The organism is Lentzea sokolovensis, assembly GCF_033949975.1.
Taxonomy (GTDB): domain Bacteria; phylum Actinomycetota; class Actinomycetes; order Mycobacteriales; family Pseudonocardiaceae; genus Lentzea; species Lentzea sokolovensis.
Window position 1 is genome coordinate 459,230 of sequence record NZ_JAXAVU010000004.1, and the last position, 18,878, is coordinate 478,107.

The following is an 18,878-nucleotide window of genomic DNA, read 5'->3' on the forward strand; positions in this document are numbered from 1 at the left end:
GATGGACGCCGCCGACGTCGGACTGCGCTACCTGACGACGTCCGCCCGGATCCGCAGGGCGGTGGACGAGCACCTGTCCGGGACCGGGGTTTCACTGGCGCGCACGAAGATCCTGCAAGTACTGGTCAGGCTGGGACCGGTCAAGCAGACACGGCTCGCGACCGAGCTGGGGATGGCCGCGCGGTCGATCACCCAGGCCGTCGAGGCGATGGAACGGGACGGCCTGGTGCGGCGGTCGTCCGACGCCGCCGACAAGCGGGCCAAGGTCGTCTCCGCGACCGAACACGGTGTTCGAGCGCTCGCGGCCGGCGAGGAGTCCGGCAGCGAAATCCTGCGGTCGATCTTCGAACGCCTCAGCCCGGCGCAGCTGAAGGCGTTGGAGGACGTCCTCGACACCCTGGGCTAGCGGGTCTTCTTGCGGAGTTTGCCGCGCAGTGCCCGAAGGGCGACCGGCCCGAGATCGTCCATCACCTCGATGAGCACGGCCAGCCGGTCGAGCGCGTCCAACGCCGCCGTGGCCCCGTCCGGGTCGACGCCCTCGTAGAGCTCCAGACCGATGAACCCGGCGCTCACCGCGCGGGCGAGACCCGCCGTGTCGATCAACTCGGACACCGGCGAGCCGGTCAGCAACCTGGTCAGGGCGCGCTCGATCGGGGTGATCCACAGCCGCAGCGACGCCGCGGTGGCCTCGGCCAGCTTGGGGTCGGTCTGGGCGCCGGCCAGCAGTTGGGCGAGCACCATGACGTTGCCCTGGGCGCTCTCCTCGGTGTGCAGGGCTCGGCCGAGCGAGAGGAGCTGCCGCAGGTCGGTGATCTGGTCGAGACGTTCGGCGAACAGCTCGACCCTGGCCTGCGTCGCGGCGAGGCACGCGGCCTGGAGCAGGTCGTGGACGGTGCCGAAGTGGTAGAAGACCAGCGCCTGGTTGACCTCGGCGGTGGCCGCGATGCTCCGCGCCGTGGTGCCGGTCAGGCCGTGCGTGCGGATGGTCTCGATCGCGCCGTCGATCAGGCGTTGTCGGGTGTCGGCCACGGCATCACCGTAGAGGCCCCCGGAGACGTCGGCGCAGCGCCTCGGCGATCCCGTGCCCGTCCCCGGGATCGAGAGCGGCGAAGATCACCGCCTGCACCGACGCCACGAAGAGGTCCCGGTTCTCCCTCGTGTCGTCACCGGCACCGGCGACGTGCTGCGCGAAACCCGACGTCTGCGCGGACACCATCAGGCTGAGTTTCCGCGCCGTGATGCCCGGCCGGAACCGCACGTCCAGCAGCCGCAGGCCCTCCTCGTACACCGGGATCCAGCGCGTGGAGTACGCGTCCAGCATCTCCCGATACGCCTTCGTGGCAACGGACTGCCACTTGGCGTCGATCGTCAGCGAGAGCTGGAACAGCCAGTACCTGGCCAGCCGGCCGCGCATCCGCAGGTCGTGGGTGGCGATCTTCGCGATGAGGTCGGTCAGGTCCAGCTTGCCGTCGCGCACCTTCGGCAGTTCGGCCAGCGCCCGGCGCGGACCGTAGTCGAGGAAGTTGCTCCAGCGCGGTGCCGTGCACGTGTACTTGATCAGGCACATGAAGAAGTTCGCCATGCCACCGGACCCCGGCCAGCGATCGCGGAACGCGCCCTCGCCGACGTGGGCGACGTCGGACAGCCCGGCAGCGATTCCGGAGGCACGACGCACCACGATCTCCCGCGTCAGCCGGGCACCCGCGAGTTCGTCACGGCTGCGCGAGTTGCGGCCGGACAGCTGGTCGTCGATCTCCTGGAGCCCGCCTTCGAGGAACACCATCGTCGTGACGTAGGCCGACCGCCGCGGATTGCGGGGATCGGCGAGGCTGGAACGGGAAATGTGGTCCCCGAACACTTCCGGCCAGTCGACTTCGTCGTTGAAGCACACAGGACCCCCTGAAGATCACCTCATTGCAGCACAGGGCCCGGACCACCGGCAATGCTCTCTCCGGACCCTCCTGAACAGGAGGATGACGCGCGCGACCTGAGGCCTCATCGTGAAACCACGGGGAAACGAGCGAAAGGAGACTCCGATGCAAACAACGGTGGAGACCTCGTTGTTGTCGGTGCGCCTGATCGAGATGCTGCTGGTCGTGCTGGCGGCCGCGGTGTGCGGAGGGCGCCGTCGTCCTCGACCTCCGCGGTGAAGCGGAACTCCGGGGCGATCAGAAGTTTCACGGTGATGAACTCGAGGACCGCCTATTCTGTTCACGAGTGTGACCAGCGGATATTTCCCGCTCACGCTCGTTGATCGATTCGATCGACGATGACCTGCCCATTCGATTGATTCGACCGCGAACATCGACTACTCTCGTATATTTTCGACGTTTGACCCTGCCAGGAGAATGCCCATAACATCCGACCGGAAACCGCCGCGCATTCCGAACGGAAACCCCTTTCTCTCAGCGTTGAGAAGTGGAGTCCTCATGGGCATTTCACAACAGCTCGCGCGACGCCGTGTTCGCGCCGGGCTCGTCTCGGGCGGCGCCGTCGTCGCACTGGTCACCGTGCTCGCCGCGTGGCCCGGCATCGCCGCGAACGCGAACGCCGCGGGCACCTACGTGCTGAAGAACGCCGGCAGCGACCAGTGCCTCGACGCGGGCACGAGCCCGTCGAGCGGAACGCAGCTGCGGCAACAGGCTTGCGCCGGTCAGGAGTGGGTGCTGACCGAGGTCAGCGGCGGGGTCCGGATCACCGCGGGCGGCCTGTGCGTGGGCGTGCGCGACGCGTCGACCAGCGCGGGCAAGCCGGTCCAGCTAGAGGCGTGCACCGGTGCTACGAGCCAGGTCTGGGCGCTGACCCCGAACGGCGGCGACCACCGCCTGGTCAACGCCAACGGCGGCAAGTGCCTGAACGTCAAGGACAACGCCACCGCGCCAGGGGCGTTGATCCAGACCAACTCCTGCGACGGCGCCGCCACCAAGCAGTGGACGCTCGCCCCGGCCGGCGGTCCGACCAGCACGACGACTTCGACGACCACCACGACAACGACCACGACGACGACCACCGGCACGCCACCCGCCAACGCGTTGTACGTGTCGCCGACTGGCCGTGACGACGCCTCCGGCACGATCTCCGACCCGACGACGCTGACGTCCGCGCTCCCCCGCGTGGCCGCGGGCGGCACGATCTTCCTGCGCGGCGGCACGTACAGCTTCTCGCAGACGGTGACGATCCCGCCCACCAACAACGGCACGTCGAGCGCCCGCAAGAAGCTGGCGGCCTACCAGAGCGAGAAGCCGGTGCTGAACTTCTCGGCGCAGACGGAGGACCCGGCCAACCGCGGGCTCGCCGTGAACGGCTCGTACTGGCACGTGCAGGGCGTCGTCGTCGAACGTGCCGGGGACAACGGCATCTTCGTCGGCGGCAGCCACAACATCTTCGAACGCACGATCACCCGGTTCAACCGCGACACCGGCCTGCAGCTGTCCCGGATGCTGTCCAGCACCCCGAAGGACCAGTGGCCGTCCCACAACCTCATCCTCAGCGCGGAGTCGCACGACAACGCGGACTCCGACGGCGAGGACGCCGACGGGTTCGCCGCCAAGCTCACGTCCGGACCCGGCAACGTGTTCCGCTACTCGGTGGCGCACAACAACATCGACGACGGGTGGGACCTCTACACCAAGTCCGACACCGGCCCGATCGGCGCAGTCACCATCGAGGACTCGCTGGCCTACAAGAACGGCACCCTGAGCAACGGCGGCCAGGCCGGCAACGGCGACCGCAACGGATTCAAGCTGGGCGGTGAGGACATCGGCGTGAACCACACGATCACCCGCACGATCGCCTACGACAACGGCAAACACGGCTTCACCTACAACCGCAACCTCGGTTCCATGACCGTGTCGAGCAACCTGAGCATCGACAACGACGAGCGCAACTTCTCGTTCGACGCGGGCAGTTCGGTGTTCCGCACCAACACCTCCTGCCGCAGTGGCAGCGGGAGCAACGACAAGGTCGTCGGCAACTCCGACTCCTCCAACCAGTTCTGGGCGGGCACCAACGGCTCCCGCTGCTCCGCCTACACCGGAGCCCTCGGCTGGTCGTTCGCCTCCGACGGCAAGCTCGTCGTCACCCTCGGCGGAAAGCCCGTCGCGTTCTGACCACGTCGTCGAATCCTCGTCGAAGGCCGTTCGACGAGGATTCGACGACAGACGCGTTGTTATCGCTAACTTCGTTCTTGAGCTGCGATCAGCATTGCCAGGAACCACAGCCATGTCACATAGTGTTAACGCTAACGGTTCGGAGCCTCCCAATGTCGCAAGGAGCCGGTCCATGCGTTTCGCAGTCATTGCCGCACTCGTCGCCGGCGTCCTCGTCCCAGGTCCGACGGCATCGGCCGCGGGCCCCGTACCGCACTACGTGATGACCGCGTTCACGAACAGCAGCGAGTCGAACATGTACGTCTACGACTCGGCGAACGCGACCAGCTTCAACCAGGTCAGGGCGAACGCCTACACGCCGCCGTCGGGACTGATCCGCGACCCCAGCGTCCTGCGGCACACCGACGGCTACTACTACATCGTCCACACGACGAACTGGACCGGCGACACCATCGGCTTCGCCCGCAGCGCGGACTACGTGAACTGGACGTTCCTGCGCAACGTCCGAGTAGGACTCAACGGCGCCACCGGAAGCACGTGGGCGCCGGAGTGGTTCAAGGACTCCGACGGCAGCGTGCACGTGGTCTTCTCCGCGTCCACGGCCGGAACGGCGGGACAGTTCCGCCCGTACCGGATCACCGCGACGAACGCGGACCTCTCGGCGTGGAGCAGCCCGGTCGCGCTCGGCATCCCGGCCAACTTCATCGACAGCTTCCTGGTCAAGGTCGGCGGCACCTACCACAACTTCCTCAAGAACGAGACGACGAAGTACATCGAGCACGCCACCGCCACGTCGCTGAACGGGCCGTGGACCTTCGTCGGCACAGGCAACTGGGCGGGCTGGGGCTCCGGGCTCGAAGGTCCCGCGCTCGTGCGGCTGCCGGACGGCCGGTGGCGAATCTACTTCGACCAGTACGGCCAGCGGCGGTACTTCTACGCCGACAGCACGAACCTCACGAGCTTCGGCGCCAAGACCGAACTGGCCGGGTTGTCCGGCACCGCCCGGCACTTCACGGTGCTGCGGGAGGACTCCGGCGACGGCACGGCGGTGGCGACGGGCGCCCGGTCGTTGCGCTCGGCCAACTTCCCCGACCGGTACGTCCGGCATCGCGACAACCTCGCGCACGTCGATCCGGTGAGCTCGTCGAGCACGCTCCCGGTGCGCCAGGACGCGACGTTCACGGTCGTGGCCGGTCTGGCGAACGCGGGCTGTTACTCGTTCCGGTCGGTGAACTTCCCGGACCGCTACCTGCGGCACTACGACTTCCGCGTCCGGCTGGACACCAACAGCGGTGACGCGGTGTTCGCCCGCGACGCCACCTTCTGCGGCCGGGCCGGTCTCGCGGGCGGCGGGAGCACGTCGTTCGAGTCCTACTCCCACCCCGGCCGGTACCTGCGTCACCAGAACTACGCGCTGCGCGTCGACTGGCGCACCTCCGACTCGGCGTTCGCCGGTGACGCGTCCTTCACCGTCACCGCACCACTGGCCTGAAAGGACAGTCGATGAAGACGGTTCTCCTCCGCCTGGCCGTGCTGGTGCTCGCCGCCGTCACCTGCGTGGCAGGAATGCCCGTGCCACAGGCGGGTGCGACGCCCGCGGTGCGGTACACCAACCCGATCGCGGAACGACGTGCCGACCCGCACGTCTTCAAGCACACCGACGGTTTCTACTACTTCACCGCGACCGTTCCGGAGTACGACCGGATCGTCCTGCGCCGCGCGAGCACCATCCAGGGGCTGGCCTCCGCGCAGGAGACGGTGATCTGGCGCAAGCACTCCAGCGGCGAGATGGCCGCCCACATCTGGGCGCCGGAGATCCACTTCATCAACGGGAAGTGGTACGTCTACTTCGCGGCGGGCCGCAGCGACGACATCTGGCGCATCCGCATGTACGTGCTGGAGAGCTCCAGCGCCAACCCGTTGAACGGATCCTGGACCGAGCGGGGCCGCATCACGACCCCGTGGGACACCTTCTCGCTGGACGCCTCAACGTTCGTGCACAACGGCGTGCGGTACCTGACCTGGGCGCAGCAGGAACCGGGAATCGCCACGAACTCCAACGTCTACCTCGCCCGCATGGGCACGAACCCGTGGACGATCACCGGCACGGTGACCCGGCTGGTGGTGCCGTCGCTCGCCTGGGAGACCCGCGGGTACAAGGTGGCGGAAGGTCCGGCGGTCCTGCAGCGCAACGGAAAGGTGTTCCTGACGTACTCGGCCAGCGCCACCGACGCGAACTACTGTCTCGGCCTGCTGACCGCCTCGGCGTCGGCCGACCTGCTCAACCCGGCGTCGTGGACCAAGAGCGCCAGTCCCGTGTTCACCAGCAACGACGCGACCGGTCAGTACGGGCCCGGCCACAACTCGTTCACGGTGTCCGAGGACGGCAGCAGCGACGTGATGGTCTACCACGACCGCAACTACCGCGACATCAGCGGCGACCCGCTCAACGACCCGAACCGCCGCACCCGCGTGCAGAAGGTCTACTACAGGGCCGACGGCACACCGGATCTCGGCATCCCGGTCCCCGACGGGCCGACTCCGGTCAGGCTCAGGTCCTATGCCGCCGCCGACCGCTTCGTGCGGCACTGGGAGTACCGCGCGCGCCTGGAGGCCGGCGTGGCCCCGTTGGCCGATTCCCAGTTCAAGCTCGTGACGGGACTGGCCGGCTCCGGCGCGGTGTCGCTCGAGTCGACCAACTTCCCGGGCTACTACCTGCGGCACCGGAACAACGAGCTGTGGGTCGAGCGAAGCGACGGCAGCACGCTGTTCCGCAACGACGCCAGCTTCCTGCAACGCGCGGGGCTGGCGTCCGCGTCGGCGGTGTCGTTCGAGTCGGTGAACTTCCCCGGCCGCCACATCCGCGTCAGCAACGGACTGCTCTACCTGCAGGCCGTCAGCGACGCGCAGGGACGGTCGGACGCGACGTTCGTACTGGAGTGACATGGGCACCTCGTGGAAAGCCACGCTGAGAAGGGCCTTGCTGACCGTGGCGGTGGTCCTCACCACCACGGTCGCGACGGCACCGCACGCGGCGGCCTATCCCCTGCCGGGCCGGGTCACCGGTGACATCAGCGTGCACGACCCGAGCGTGGTCAAGCGCGCCAACGGGAGTTACCTGGTGGCGCACACCGGCACCAACATCGCGCTGAAGACCTCCACCGACCGGGTCGCGTTCCGCAACGCGGGTTCGGTGTTCCCCGGCGGCGCTTCGTGGACCACCCCGTACACCGATGGCAGCACCAACCTCTGGGCGCCGGATCTGTCCTATCGCGACGGACGGTACTGGCTGTACTACTCGGCTTCGACGTTCGGCTCGAACCGGTCGGCGATCTTCCTCGCCACCAGTCCGAGCGGTGACTCCGGCACGTGGACCCACCGCGGCCTGGTCGTCGAGACCCGGACGTCCGACAACTTCAACGCCATCGACCCCGACCTCGTCGTGGACGACCAGGGCCGCTGGTGGCTGAGCTTCGGCTCGTTCTGGTCCGGTATCAAGATGGTCGCGCTCAACCCGTCGACCGGTCTGCGGTCCGACTCGGCCGTCCGGTCCGTCGCGGGCAGGAACGGCGGTCCGATCGAGGCACCGAACATCGTCAAACGCGGGGCGTACTACTACCTCTTCGTCTCGTTCGACCACTGCTGCCGTGGCGCGTCCAGCACGTACCGGGTGGTCGTCGGCCGCTCCACCAGCGTCACCGGGCCCTACGTCGCCCGTGACGGCACGGCCATGACGTCCGGCGGTGGCACGGAGGTCCTGGCCGGTCAGGGCAGCGTGCACGGGCCGGGGCACCAGGACGTCCTCGCCGATGCCGACGGTGACGTCCTGACCTACCACTACTACACCGACTCCGGCGCGTCGCGGCTCGGCATCAACCTGCTGGCCCACGACTCGGCGGGCTGGCCGTTCCTGCGGTGAGGAGAAGACCTTGACCTCGATCAGCAGCTCGCGCAGCACCGTCTTGGCCGCCACTGTCCTGCTGCTGAGCGGCATCACCGTCGCCGTGCCGACGGTGGCGGCCGCCGCGATCGTGGACACCAGCGCGTCGTACGCGTTGGTCAACCGCAACAGCGGCAAGGCGCTGGACGTCTACGAACTGTCCACTGCGGACGGTGCGCGGATCTCGCAGTACGCGCGCAACGACGGCGCCTGGCAGCAGTGGCAGTTCGTCGACTCCGGGGGCGGCTACTACCGGGTGAAGTCCCGGCACAGCGGCAAGGTCCTGGACTTCCCGTCGGCCGCGGACCGGGCCGGGCTCGTGCAGACGACGGACGCCGGCCGTTCCGGTCAGCAGTTCCGGCTGGCCGACTCACCGGACGGGCACGTCCGGCTGGTCAGCCGCGCGAGCGGCAAGGCGGTCGACGTCCTCGACTTCTCCGCCGCCAACGGCGCACAGGTGATCCAGTGGCCCGACACCGGCGGCACGAACCAGCAGTGGCGACTGGTGAAGATCGGCGCCCCCGGCAACGTCACCAACCCGATCAAGAGCAGCGGCCCCGACCCGTGGCTGCAGTTCCACAACGGCTACTACCACCTGGCCACCACGACGTGGAACTCCACGATCACCATGCGCCGCTCTCGCACGCTGGCAGGCCTGTCGAGCGCGGCGGACACCGTGGTGTTCAACCTGTCCGGACGGCCCAACGGGTGCTGCACCATGTGGGCACCGGAGTTCCACCTGCTCAACGGCCGGTGGTACCTGTACTACGTGGCCGGGCAGAACGTGCCCGACTACAACCCCACCCAGCGCCTGCACGTGCTGGAGAGCGCGGGCTCCGACCCGATGGGCCCGTACACGTTCAAGGCGGACCTGGGCGACACGTGGGAACTCGACCCGAGCATCCTGCAGCACAACGGGAAGCTGTACCTGATGGGCAGCGCGATGGACGGCACCCAGAGCCTGACCATCACCCCGCTCTCCAACCCGTACACCGTCAGCGGCGCGCGACGCACCATCTCGCAGCCCACCCTGGCGTGGGAGCGGCAGACCGCGCCGGTCAACGAGGGCGCGGAACCGTTGTACCGCAACGGCCGCACCATGATCGTGTACTCGGCCAGCGCCTGCTGGGGTCCCGACTACAAGCTCGGCCTGCTCACCCTCACCGGGTCCGACCCGCTCAACCGCGCACACTGGACGAAGTCGCCCAGCCCGGTGTTCCAGCGCAACGACGACCACGGGGTGTTCGCTCCAGGCCACAACGGGTTCTTCAAGTCCCCCGACGGCACCGAGGACTGGATCGTCTACCACGGCAACACGAGCGCCTCGGCCGGCTGCGGCATGGAACGGTCCACGCGCGCGCAGAAGTTCACCTGGAACGCCGACGGCACCCCGAACTTCGGCACCCCGGTCCCGCTCGGCGCACAGCTCCCCGCGCCGTCGGGAGAACCGGCCTGATGACCCAGCCGACCTGATCGACCAGGTCTCCTGGCTCGCGGCACGACAGCGACCGGCACGGCACGCTCACCGGCGTGCCGCCCGTCACCGTGCCGCCGAATCGCCCCCAACCTCGCGAAACGTGAGAGACTGGACATCTCCGCCCGCCAGGGCTCACCCCCGGTGGCGCGCCTTCACCCCGGAGCGGACGCCGCCTCATCCAGGCGCGTTTCACCGCTCCCGGTCAGTTCGCACCACTCCACGCCCAGGACCGGGCACAAGAACAACCCCACGAGGGAGATCTCCCATCACCGCTTCCGCGCTCACGCCGACCTTGGCCGCTCCTCGCACCCTCACCGACATCTACGGCCCTGACATCGCCGTCTGCGCGCGCCCCGCCCAGGAACCGACAGTGCCGTCGAGCAGGCACCGGATCATGCGCGACGTCCTGTCCGCCCGCCCTCTCGCCGTCGCCGCCGGCACTCCCGTCATCAGCAGCGCGGGCGGCACCGAACCCAACCTGATCGCCGCCCTCCGCGACGGCGGCCTGCCCGTCGGCACCGACCCGCGCGAGTTCCGCACCGAGGCCGAGTTCGCCACCCGCGTCACCGAGGCCCTGAGCGACGGCCTTCGCCTGTCCATGGAATACCCGCAGCCCACGAGCCTGTACCCGGACGAACGGTCCGTGAAGAGCGCCGAACTCGTCGGCTACCTCAACAACAAGGCCAGCATCAGCACGTTCGTCGCTCCCCGCTTCCAGGCCCGCCGCGAGATCGTCGCGACCGAGGACCTCGCCCTGGCCGCGCCCGCCGAGAAGTCCTGGGTCCTCAAGGCCGCCACGAACGCCGCGCACGGCGCCAGCCTCGACGTGTACCTGCACCGAGCGGGGGACCTGGTGGCGCTGCCCGCGTTCACCGACATCCTCACCGAGGTGGTCGTCGAGGAGTACCTGAGCATCCACCGCAACTGGGGCGTCCAGCTCTACGTCGCCGCCGACGGCCAGGCCCGCTTGCTCGCCGTGACCGACCAGCGCATCGACTCCGACGGCATTTACACCGGCGGGCGCTTCGGGCTCGTCGTGCCATTGCCCGCCGACCTGCTCGTCGAATGCCTGGCGATCGCCCAGCGCGCCGCCGACGTCGGTTACCGCGGCATGTGCAGCCTCGACTGCGCCGAGACCCACGACGGCAGACTCGTCATGCTCGACCTCAACTTCCGCATCACCAGCGGGTCCATCCCGTTGCTGGCGCTGCACACGATCCGCCCCGACGCCCTGGACCGCCCGTCGGAGTCCACGAAGATCACCACCACCGCGTCGGTCGCCGCGCTGCTCGCCGCGTTACGACCCGCCCTGCTGCGCGGAGGGCTCCTCGTCACCGGCGGGCACGACACCCGCCGCACCGACAACCCGATCAAGCAGACCACGCTGCACCTGCTCGTCTTCGGCGACGATCCCGACGACGTCGCCACCCGGCGGGCCGCGCTGGAAAACATGTACAACCACTGACGCGAGCGGGTGCGCTCATGCGGCGGTGAGCGATCATGGCCGCATGGCGAGTATTTCCGACGACGGGCGTTATCCGTCGAGTGAGCCGCACGAGTCAGGCATGTTGCAGGTCGGCGACGGTCATTCGCTGTACTGGGAGGTGTCGGGCAACCCCCGCGGCAAGCCGGCCGTCGTGCTGCACGGCGGTCCCGGTTCGGGGAGCTCTCCGCGAACGCGGGGACTGTTCGACCCGGACCGCTATCGCGTGGTGCTCTTCGACCAGCGCAACGCCGGGCGCAGCACACCCTCGGCCACGGACCCGGTCGTCGACCTGTCGGCGAACACCACCCAGCACCTCGTCGCCGACATCGAGGCGCTGCGGGTCCACCTGGGAATCGAGCGCTGGCTGGTGGAGGGTGGCTCGTGGGGAGTCACTCTCGCTCTCGCCTACGCGCAGGCGCATCCGGAACGGGTGACCGAGCTGGTGCTCGCGGCCGTGACCGACGGCGACCGCCGCGACACCGACTGGATCACCCGTGACATGGGCCGCGTCTTCCCGCGCGAGTGGGAACGGTTCCGCGACGGCGTGCCCTCCGCCGAACGCGACGGCGACCTGGCGGCCGCCTACAGCCGGCTGCTCCACGATCCCGACCCCGAGGTCCGTGCCACGGCCGCACACGAGTGGTGCCTGTGGGAGGACACGCACATGTCGCTGGCCCCCGACGCGGCCCCTTCGCTGTCGGTCGCCGATCCGGCCTTTCAGCTGGCTTTCGCCCGTCTCGTGACCCATTTCTGGTCCCACGGCTGCTTTCTGGAAGAGAGGCAGCTGTTGCGTGACGTCGAACGGCTCCACGGGATTCCCGCTGTGCTGATCCACGGACGTTACGACGTCAGCGGTCCGCTCGGCACGGCCTGGGCGCTGCACCGGGCCTGGCCGGGAAGCGAACTCGTGGTTCTCGACGACACCGGTCACGGCGGCGGCAGCATGAGCGCGGCGATCATCGCCGCCACCGACCGCTTCGCGTGAACGCACGGAACAGTCCAGGAGGACCGAGAATGTCCGAAGTGGACGGTTACGACCTCGCGTTCCACGTCCCCGCCCCAGCGCCTTCCGGAGTCTCCAAGGTTCCGCTGCCGCTGCTTCGTGAACTGACGGACGTGCTACCTGCGGACTCGCTGCCATTCATGACGTGAATGGGGTTTTTTCGCCAAACGCGATGGAACCGCACATTGCGGCATGCATCATGGCCGCCATGGGTGAGAAGTTCCACGTCGTGCCGGATGAGCTGCGCGGCTACAGCGGGCTGCTCGAACGTCAGGCCGAGCACTTCCTGACGATCCGGGAGCACGCGATCTCCAAGGGTGGGGACACGGCCGGGTTCACCGGGCTGCTGTCGCTGCTCGATCCCGTCGTGGTCGGGGTCGCGCAGCTCTACGGCGAGACGCTCGAAGCCGCCAGCCAGAAGATGGGCCAGGACGCCGAATCGCTGGTCAAGTCGGCCCACGCCTACGAGAAGGCGGACGAGGTCGGGGTCTGCCTGATCGACACCGCGGGCGGCAAGGCGGAGCCGCCGTCCTGGCTGGCACGGTACCTGGGGGTGGGCGAATGACCGGCCCGGTGTGCAACGGCTACCAGGACGTCGAGGACCCGAACGTCGCGCTGCGCGCCGCTCCCGAGAACCGGCCTGGCCGGCAGACCGTCAAGGAGCTGATCGAGGCCGCCGGCTGGAAGATTCAGGGCGTCAACTGGATCTACCAGCAGGTCACCGGCGACGACCTGGTGCGCGACCTGGTCATGCCGCTGGCGGGCGACTTCGAGAAGATCGACGCGAACGCCGCCGCGTGGGACCGGGTCGCCAAGGCGCTGGACAACGTGCGGCACAACGTGAACAACGGCATCGAGGAGCTCTCTCCGAGATGGAACGGCGGCGCCGCGCAGAGCTTCGAGAACCGCGTGCGCCGCACGTGGACCACGGCGATCGAGTGGGACTCGCAGGTCGCGAAGTTCATCGGCGACCGGTTCAAGAACATGGCGAGCTCCTGCCGGTCGGCCGCGAAGCTCGCGCTGACCCTGCTCGACAAGATCTGCGACAAGCTGATGAAGGCCGCGATGACCGCGTGGATCCCGATCGTCGGCTGGGGTCGTGCCGTCTGGATGGTCTACGACGTGGTCAACATCGTCGACCAGGTGCGCAAGCTCATCCAGTCCATGCAGACGCTCATCGAGGGCGTCAAGGGCATGATCAACGGCATCAAGCTGTGGGGCACCGCGCTGGCCAAGATCCCCGACGTGCGCGACGTCAACGACTTCTTCGACGTGGTCGACACGTGGCAGGACGGCACGGAGAAGTTCGGCGACGGCACGGCTGCCGTCGGCAGCGGCGCGTGGGGCATGGCCAAGGGCGGGTTCAAGGCGCACGGCAAGTACACCGGCGCGATGAAGGAAAAGCACTGGGCGGAGCCCAGCACGTCGAGTCCGGGCGGTGCGGAATGACGTTCCCGTACGACAGCGCTCGTCAGCAGTTGCAGACGTGGCAGAAGGATCTCGACGCCAGGGGCGCGCAGCTGGAGAAGGTCGCCCTGGAAGCGTCCAGGGTGCAGACCCGCGGCACCGACCTGTCCCCCGCGGACATCGCCGCGATCGAGAAGTTCGCCCGGTCGAAGGACGCGCCGAACGCGCTGAAGGACCTGCAGCGCAAGGTCGACGAGGGCCAGATGTCCTGGCGGGACATCGCGTCCGGCAGGGCCGTGCACGATCCCGACGTGCAACGCGCGATGCAGACCAGCATGCCGTCGCTCAAGCGCGCGTACACGGGGATCAAGGAGGGCCAGAACCTCGACGAGATCATCGTGGCGGGTCAGCAGCGCGCCCGGCCGTCGCGCGGCGACTTCGACGACGACGCGCCGAGCGACTTCACCGAGGACGCCTTCTAGCCTTGGCGCGTCAGGACAGTTCGGCGATGATCTTCTCGATCCTCCGCGCGCGGGTCTCGGGTTGTTTCGCCGCCGCCACGGCCTCTGCCCGTTGCCGCTGGTTGCTGTAGGACAGCGCGGTGAACGCGGCCCGGACCGCGGGGTGCTGATCGAGCGCCGCCGCGAGGTCGTCGGGCAGCTCGACGGTGCGTTCCGCCAGGTCCGGCTCCAGCGTCACCTCGACGGTGTCCCCGGCGGCGACGCCCGCGGCCTCCCGGTTGGCGGCGCTCAACGGCAGCATGAAGTCGCCGCCGTACACCGCCACGGTGCTGCGGTAGGTGTGGACGCCGATGGTCACCGCGACCCTGGGTTTCTTGCCCTGCCCGAGCGCCTCGACCACGTCCGCAGGGACGCGGAGCCCGGTCGCGGTCTTGCCGTTGAGCTCGACCAGCGTGGTGAACGTGTGGCGCGTCAAGGGTCCTCCTCCGGGCGATCGGCTGTTCACCCGGATAGTAGGCACGGACCGGGCTCGGGATGACGTCGTCCACCGCCGGGCGCTCGCACGGCACCGCGATCTGGTGGCAAGAGATTCGGGTCTGTCCTACGGATCCGATGGTGAGCGGACGATCTTCTCGTACCTCACCGTTCATTGGTAAAGGGAACCGTGGGGCACCATCACACTGGACCAATGGCCGTTCGTGGCGGTCGAGCAAGCAAGAAGTGCTCCTTCGCCTGGGACGGAAAGGAGTGCCGGCGGAAGCGAGGCGGAGGCCGCCGATCTGCTGGTCGACGTGCTGCACCGCCCGTATCGGCGCGAGGACTGGATGTACGCGCTCCTGGTTCGCCATGTCGCCGACCGCCCCGAGCACGACGTCACGCGGAAGACGTGGCTCCGCTGGCTCGAGAGCCTGAACTGAGCGCGGCCAGCTGGTCGGCGTACTCGATGCGGGCGACCCAGTCCTGCGGCCAGGCGGCCAGGCCGTGCGCGGCGCCTGCGAACGCCCCGGCCAGCGCGGCGATCGAATCGGAGTCGCCGCTGGTGCGAGCGGCCCGCACCAGGGCTCGCACCGGGTCGTCGGCGTGCCGGATCGCGCAGTAGAGCCCGGTCGCCAGCGCCTCCTCGGCGATCCAGGCCTCACCCGTGGCCAGGCACGCGTCCAGGCCGTCATCAGGCCTGGCGAGGGCCGCGACCAGCCATTCGAGGATGGCTGCACACTCGTCCCAGCCGCGGGCGATGAAGTCGGCGGGCGTGGTCGCTCCCGGCATCCGCCACAGCGATCCCAGCCACTCCTCCAGGTAGATCGAGCGCCGTTCAGCGCAGCGAGCCAGCAACGCGGCGGGCACGTCGGCCAGGTCGAGGCCGTCGACCAGCAGCCGCGTCGCGTAAGCGGTGAGCTCGGACGCGGCCAGCGCCGTGGGATGGCCGTGGGTCATCGCGGCCTGCAGCTGCGACACCCCGGCCAGCACGTCGAGGTCGAGCCCGGACACCAGGCCCACCGGCGTCACCCGCATGTTCGCGCCGCATCCCTTGGAGCCCGCGATGGTGGCCTCCACCCACGGCACGCCGTCCGCCAGTCCGCCGCACGCGCGCAGACACGTCATGCCGGGCGCACGGTTGTTCTCCGGACTGTGCGCCCAGGCCACGAACCGCTCCCGCAACCGCGGCTCCAGCACGTCAGCGGTGTACCGATCGACGCCGTGCAACGCCCACGCGACTGCCAGCGCCATCTGCGTGTCGTCGGTGACCAGCGCCGGATCACCCTCCAGGTCGTCCGGCCCGGCAGGACCGAACTCCTGATCGATCTCCTCCACGGTCAGGAACTCCGTCGGCCGGCCGAGCGCGTCCCCGAAGGCCAACCCGTACAACGATCCCGCGATTCGGTCCACAGTTCACTCTACGGTCAGCGAGCACTCACAGGTGACCGGTTCGTGACCTGTTCCCCGTGAGCACTCCCCCGAATCATGGTTCTCGCAAGCGAAAACCGTTGAGGGGGAACAGGAATGGTGTTCGGCATCAAGAAGACGGTCGCCGGGGTCGCGGTCGCCCTGGCCGGCGCGACGGCGCTCACCGGGGGAACCGCGCAGGCAGGCGAGATCGGCGTCACCGCGTACTCGGAATGTCCGCCGTCGCACATGTGCGGATTCGAGCACGAGAAGGGCGGGGGCCGGTACGTGGCGCTCCAGCAGCGCATTCCCGACCTGGCGCAGTTCAACGGCGGCTACCTCGACAACCGGATCACGTCCGGCTGGAACAGGAGCGGAGCCTCGTTCTGCTGGTACACCGAACCCAACTACCAGGGCGAGCGCTACCAGTCCGACAGCGGAACGTGGGGGTACTTCCCGCACAACGACGCGTACAGCTCCGTTCGGCGCGGAACGTGCCGATGAACTGACGTCGCCGCGACGGGTCAGCCGACGTCGACCGTGAAGGCCGCCCGGTGCACCTTGCCGTCGTGGGCGAACTCCAGGAACAGCCGGTACTCGCCCCGGTCGGCGAAGACGGCCTGGAAGCTCAGTTCGCCGTTGTTCAAGGGGATGCCCGCCAGTTCGACCGGGTGCAGGTGCGTCGCCGACAGCAGCATGGTGTGGAAGCCGGTCATGTGCCCGTTGGCGCCGAGGTGCGGTTCCAGGGAACTGACCGGCTTGCCGTCGGGTCCGCGGATCGACAGGCGCAGCACGTGCGGGTTCATCGGCGTCGGTCGCGCCGTGGAGTCGACCTGCACCACGGTGTAGCCGTCGGTGGTCGTGGCGCCGTCCGACGGGGCGGGCACCGGGGCCGGGGTCGTGTCGCCCGGGACGCTGAACGGCACGCCGAGCACGACCGGGTGGCGTGGGTCGGCGGTGTCGAGCGGCACGAACTCCGCGAACATCCGGTAGGCGCCGCCGTCGGGCAACGAGAGCGTGGTGTGCCAGGTGTCGCCCCGCAGAACGGGATGCAGGTGCTCGAACACGTTCATGTCCTCGCGGACGGCGAAGAAGTGCATCTGCTTGGTCTGGTTGTCCAGGAACCTGGTGACGGGTTCGCCCGCGCCGTCGAGGATCCGGAACGCCACGGGCACCGCCGTGCCTCGCGACTCGGGCATGGTGACGCGGTCGAACCGGTAGCCGCTCTCCACTTCGGACAGACCGTCGCTGTGCGCGGCGGGCAGGACCGGGCCCATGTTCTGGTGCTGCGTCGGCGAAGCGGACCGGGCGAACAGCATGATCCCGCCGCCCGCCACCACGGCGACGGCGAGCAGGGCGAAGAACCAGTCGGCGAAGCTCAGTTTGCGCATGACCACTCCTGAGCCGTGGGTGGCCGGTGCCGGCCACCCACGGCCTCGTCTCAGAACTGAAGGCTCCACGCGTCGATGTAGCCGACGTCGGAGCGGTAGAGGTCCTGCACCTTGAGCTGCCACGTGCCCGCCGCGTCCTCGGCGGAGGCGTTCACCTCGTAGGTGGCCACGACGTTGTCGCCGGAGTCGTTGCTGGAACCCTTGAGCCGGAACGACGTGCCGTCCGGCGCGACGAGGTCGATCACCAGGTCACCGCGGTACGGGTGTTTGATGTCGACGTTCACCTTCAAGGCGCCCGGCGCCTTGCCGGGGACGCCGGACACCGTGATCGGTGACGTGATCGCGGCACCCGCGTCCGGAATGGACACGTCGGCCGTGTTCTCGAACTTGCCACCGGTGGGCGGCGGCTCGACGGCGCCGAGGTTGGGCTTGACCACGACCAGGCCCTGCTCGATGCCGTTGACCAGGACGATGCCGCTCGCGAAGTACGGGTAGTTGCTCCACGCCCCGTTGAACTTCGCCTCGTTCGCCGCCGGGTAGATGTCGAAGTACCCGGCCTCCGTGAGCTGCGCCGAAGCCACGTTGCTGACGTCGAGGATGCGCAGTCCGGCCTGGTAGTTGGCCTGGTAGGAGTACTTGCCCTTGATGTACTGGTTGTGGTCGATGGCCGTGGCCGGCGAGTTGTAGACGCCGGTGTGCACGGGGTTCGCCAGCGACGCGAGGTCCCAGATGTAGGTCTTGGTGCGCTTGTCGGTGCCGCGCGACTCGTCCAGCTCGTCGTCGAGCAGGAAGTAGCGCTGGTCCTCGGTGAGCCAGCCCTGGTGCGAGTACTGCGCGCCGGAGTAGGCCTTGCGCACGATCTGGACCGGGTTGGCCTTGTCGGTCACGTCGACGATCGTCAGCGTGTCCTCGTTGGAGTTGAAGCAGATCTCCCGGCCCTTGTAGGTCGCGTCCGGGCCGCGGTAGATCACGCACTGGTTGTCGTGCGTGTAGCCGTCCTGCGCGACGCAGCCCGCGTTCTTCGGCGACTTCGGCGTGCGGATGTCGACCATGTGCGGGCCGCCGCTGCACGTGTTGGAACCGATCGCGTACGCGTACCCGGTCTCCTCGTTGATGGCGATGTTGTGCGCCGGGCCGAAGTCCTTGTACAGGGTGTCGGCCGTGAACGTCTGCGGCGTCGTGATCGTCCGCAGGCGGGTCAGGTCGAACACCTGCATCCCGTGGCCGGTGATGAAGTCGGCGACGATGAACGCGTGGTCCTTGTAGACCTTCATGTCACGCCATGAGCTGCTGCCGCCGTTGGACGGCAGGTTGCCCAGGAACTTGGGCGCGGTGGGCGTGCTGACGTCGACGAACGCCGTGCCGTTGGTGCGGCCGACGATCGCGTACTCCTTGCCGGAGGACGGGTCGGTCCAGCCCCAGATGTCGTTGCCGTTGCCACCGCCCATCGCGGACAGCGGCAGCACGCTGAGCAGGTCGACGTTCTTGCAGGGGTAGATGTCTGCCTTGCCGTCGACACACGGGACTCCGGCGGCCTGGCCGGTCACCGCGTGCCGGTCGGCGGGGAGGTGGTCGGTCAGGAACGTTCTGGCCGCCGCCTGTCCTTCTGCTGTGTTCGGGTCGTGGGCGGAGGCGCCCGTCATCGAGAGGGCGACCACTGAGGCCGTCAGGACGGCCAGCGCCCCCGTGCGCAGGGATTTCATGCAGCTGTACTCCTCAC

The 18,878-nt window shown here is 68.6% G+C and carries 19 protein-coding genes; 13 read left to right on the top strand and 6 right to left on the bottom strand.

The genetic code is table 11. The features are described from left to right. The first annotated feature begins 1 nt into the window (after position 1). Entirely contained in the window at positions 2-406 is a 405-nt protein-coding gene (locus SK854_RS07635; RefSeq protein WP_319974287.1) for a MarR family winged helix-turn-helix transcriptional regulator, read from the top strand. Here SK854_RS07635 and SK854_RS07640 read toward each other — a convergent pair. Then, entirely contained in the window at positions 403-1,029 is a 627-nt protein-coding gene (locus SK854_RS07640) for a TetR/AcrR family transcriptional regulator (protein ID WP_319974288.1), read from the bottom strand. The two genes, SK854_RS07635 and SK854_RS07640, sit on opposite strands and share 4 nt — an antisense overlap. A gap of 4 nt (positions 1,030-1,033) precedes the next feature. After that, complete coding sequence (locus SK854_RS07645; RefSeq protein ID WP_319974289.1) at positions 1,034-1,891, bottom strand: hypothetical protein; 858 nt, start codon at positions 1,889-1,891, stop codon at positions 1,034-1,036. Positions 1,892-2,429: 538 nt separating this feature from the next. Here SK854_RS07645 and SK854_RS07650 point away from each other — a divergent pair. The 11 genes from SK854_RS07650 to SK854_RS07700 all read left to right on the top strand — a co-directional run bounded on the left by SK854_RS07650 (position 2,430) and on the right by SK854_RS07700 (position 13,904). After that, positions 2,430-4,109 (top strand): RICIN domain-containing protein, encoded by a 1,680-nt coding sequence (locus SK854_RS07650; protein ID WP_319974290.1) that lies wholly within the window; start codon positions 2,430-2,432, stop codon positions 4,107-4,109. Between the two features lie 172 nt (positions 4,110-4,281). Next, entirely contained in the window at positions 4,282-5,601 is a 1,320-nt protein-coding gene (locus SK854_RS07655) for a glycoside hydrolase family 43 protein (RefSeq protein WP_319974291.1), read from the top strand. Positions 5,602-5,612: 11 nt separating this feature from the next. Next, on the top strand, positions 5,613-7,052 hold the full coding sequence (locus tag SK854_RS07660) for a family 43 glycosylhydrolase (protein WP_319974292.1): 1,440 nt from the start codon (positions 5,613-5,615) through the stop codon (positions 7,050-7,052). Between the two features lies 1 nt (position 7,053). Beyond that, a complete protein-coding gene (locus SK854_RS07665) occupies positions 7,054-8,028 on the top strand; it encodes an arabinan endo-1,5-alpha-L-arabinosidase (RefSeq protein ID WP_319974293.1) in 975 nt (324 codons plus the stop codon). 10 nt (positions 8,029-8,038) lie between these two features. Then, on the top strand, positions 8,039-9,505 hold the full coding sequence (locus tag SK854_RS07670; RefSeq protein WP_319974294.1) for a family 43 glycosylhydrolase: 1,467 nt from the start codon (positions 8,039-8,041) through the stop codon (positions 9,503-9,505). A 313-nt stretch (positions 9,506-9,818) separates the two neighbouring features. Then, a complete protein-coding gene (locus tag SK854_RS07675; RefSeq protein ID WP_319974295.1) occupies positions 9,819-10,991 on the top strand; it encodes a hypothetical protein in 1,173 nt (390 codons plus the stop codon). Between the two features lie 43 nt (positions 10,992-11,034). Continuing rightward, complete coding sequence (gene pip / locus SK854_RS07680; protein WP_319974296.1) at positions 11,035-11,997, top strand: prolyl aminopeptidase; 963 nt, start codon at positions 11,035-11,037, stop codon at positions 11,995-11,997. A gap of 29 nt (positions 11,998-12,026) precedes the next feature. Continuing rightward, entirely contained in the window at positions 12,027-12,164 is a 138-nt protein-coding gene (locus SK854_RS07685; protein ID WP_319974297.1) for a hypothetical protein, read from the top strand. Positions 12,165-12,223: 59 nt separating this feature from the next. Further along, positions 12,224-12,580, top strand: coding sequence for a P-loop NTPase family protein (locus tag SK854_RS07690; RefSeq protein ID WP_319974298.1), 357 nt, complete (start codon positions 12,224-12,226; stop codon positions 12,578-12,580). Continuing rightward, the gene (locus SK854_RS07695; protein ID WP_319974299.1) at positions 12,577-13,464 is read left to right on the top strand and encodes a WXG100 family type VII secretion target; all 888 of its coding nucleotides are present in this window, start codon (positions 12,577-12,579) and stop codon (positions 13,462-13,464) included. The genes SK854_RS07690 and SK854_RS07695 overlap by 4 nt, the downstream gene beginning before the upstream one ends. Continuing rightward, a complete protein-coding gene (locus SK854_RS07700; protein ID WP_319974300.1) occupies positions 13,461-13,904 on the top strand; it encodes a hypothetical protein in 444 nt (147 codons plus the stop codon). Before SK854_RS07695 ends, SK854_RS07700 begins: the two co-directional genes overlap by 4 nt. A 10-nt stretch (positions 13,905-13,914) precedes the next feature. Here SK854_RS07700 and SK854_RS07705 read toward each other — a convergent pair whose 3' ends face one another. Both SK854_RS07705 and SK854_RS07710 read right to left on the bottom strand, forming a co-directional pair. Next, a complete protein-coding gene (locus SK854_RS07705) occupies positions 13,915-14,358 on the bottom strand; it encodes a YdeI/OmpD-associated family protein (protein WP_319974301.1) in 444 nt (147 codons plus the stop codon). A gap of 398 nt (positions 14,359-14,756) precedes the next feature. Beyond that, positions 14,757-15,770 (bottom strand): ADP-ribosylglycohydrolase family protein, encoded by a 1,014-nt coding sequence (locus SK854_RS07710; protein ID WP_319974302.1) that lies wholly within the window; start codon positions 15,768-15,770, stop codon positions 14,757-14,759. Between the two features lie 114 nt (positions 15,771-15,884). Here SK854_RS07710 and SK854_RS07715 point away from each other — a divergent pair, with 114 nt between their 5' ends. Then, entirely contained in the window at positions 15,885-16,271 is a 387-nt protein-coding gene (locus SK854_RS07715; RefSeq protein ID WP_319974303.1) for a peptidase inhibitor family I36 protein, read from the top strand. 20 nt (positions 16,272-16,291) lie between these two features. On the opposite strand, the gene SK854_RS07720 is transcribed toward SK854_RS07715, so the two are convergent. Both SK854_RS07720 and SK854_RS07725 read right to left on the bottom strand, forming a co-directional pair. Next, complete coding sequence (locus SK854_RS07720; protein ID WP_319974304.1) at positions 16,292-17,158, bottom strand: hypothetical protein; 867 nt, start codon at positions 17,156-17,158, stop codon at positions 16,292-16,294. A gap of 50 nt (positions 17,159-17,208) precedes the next feature. Next, entirely contained in the window at positions 17,209-18,861 is a 1,653-nt protein-coding gene (locus tag SK854_RS07725) for a choice-of-anchor B family protein (protein ID WP_319974305.1), read from the bottom strand. Positions 18,862-18,878: the final 17 nt, after the last annotated feature.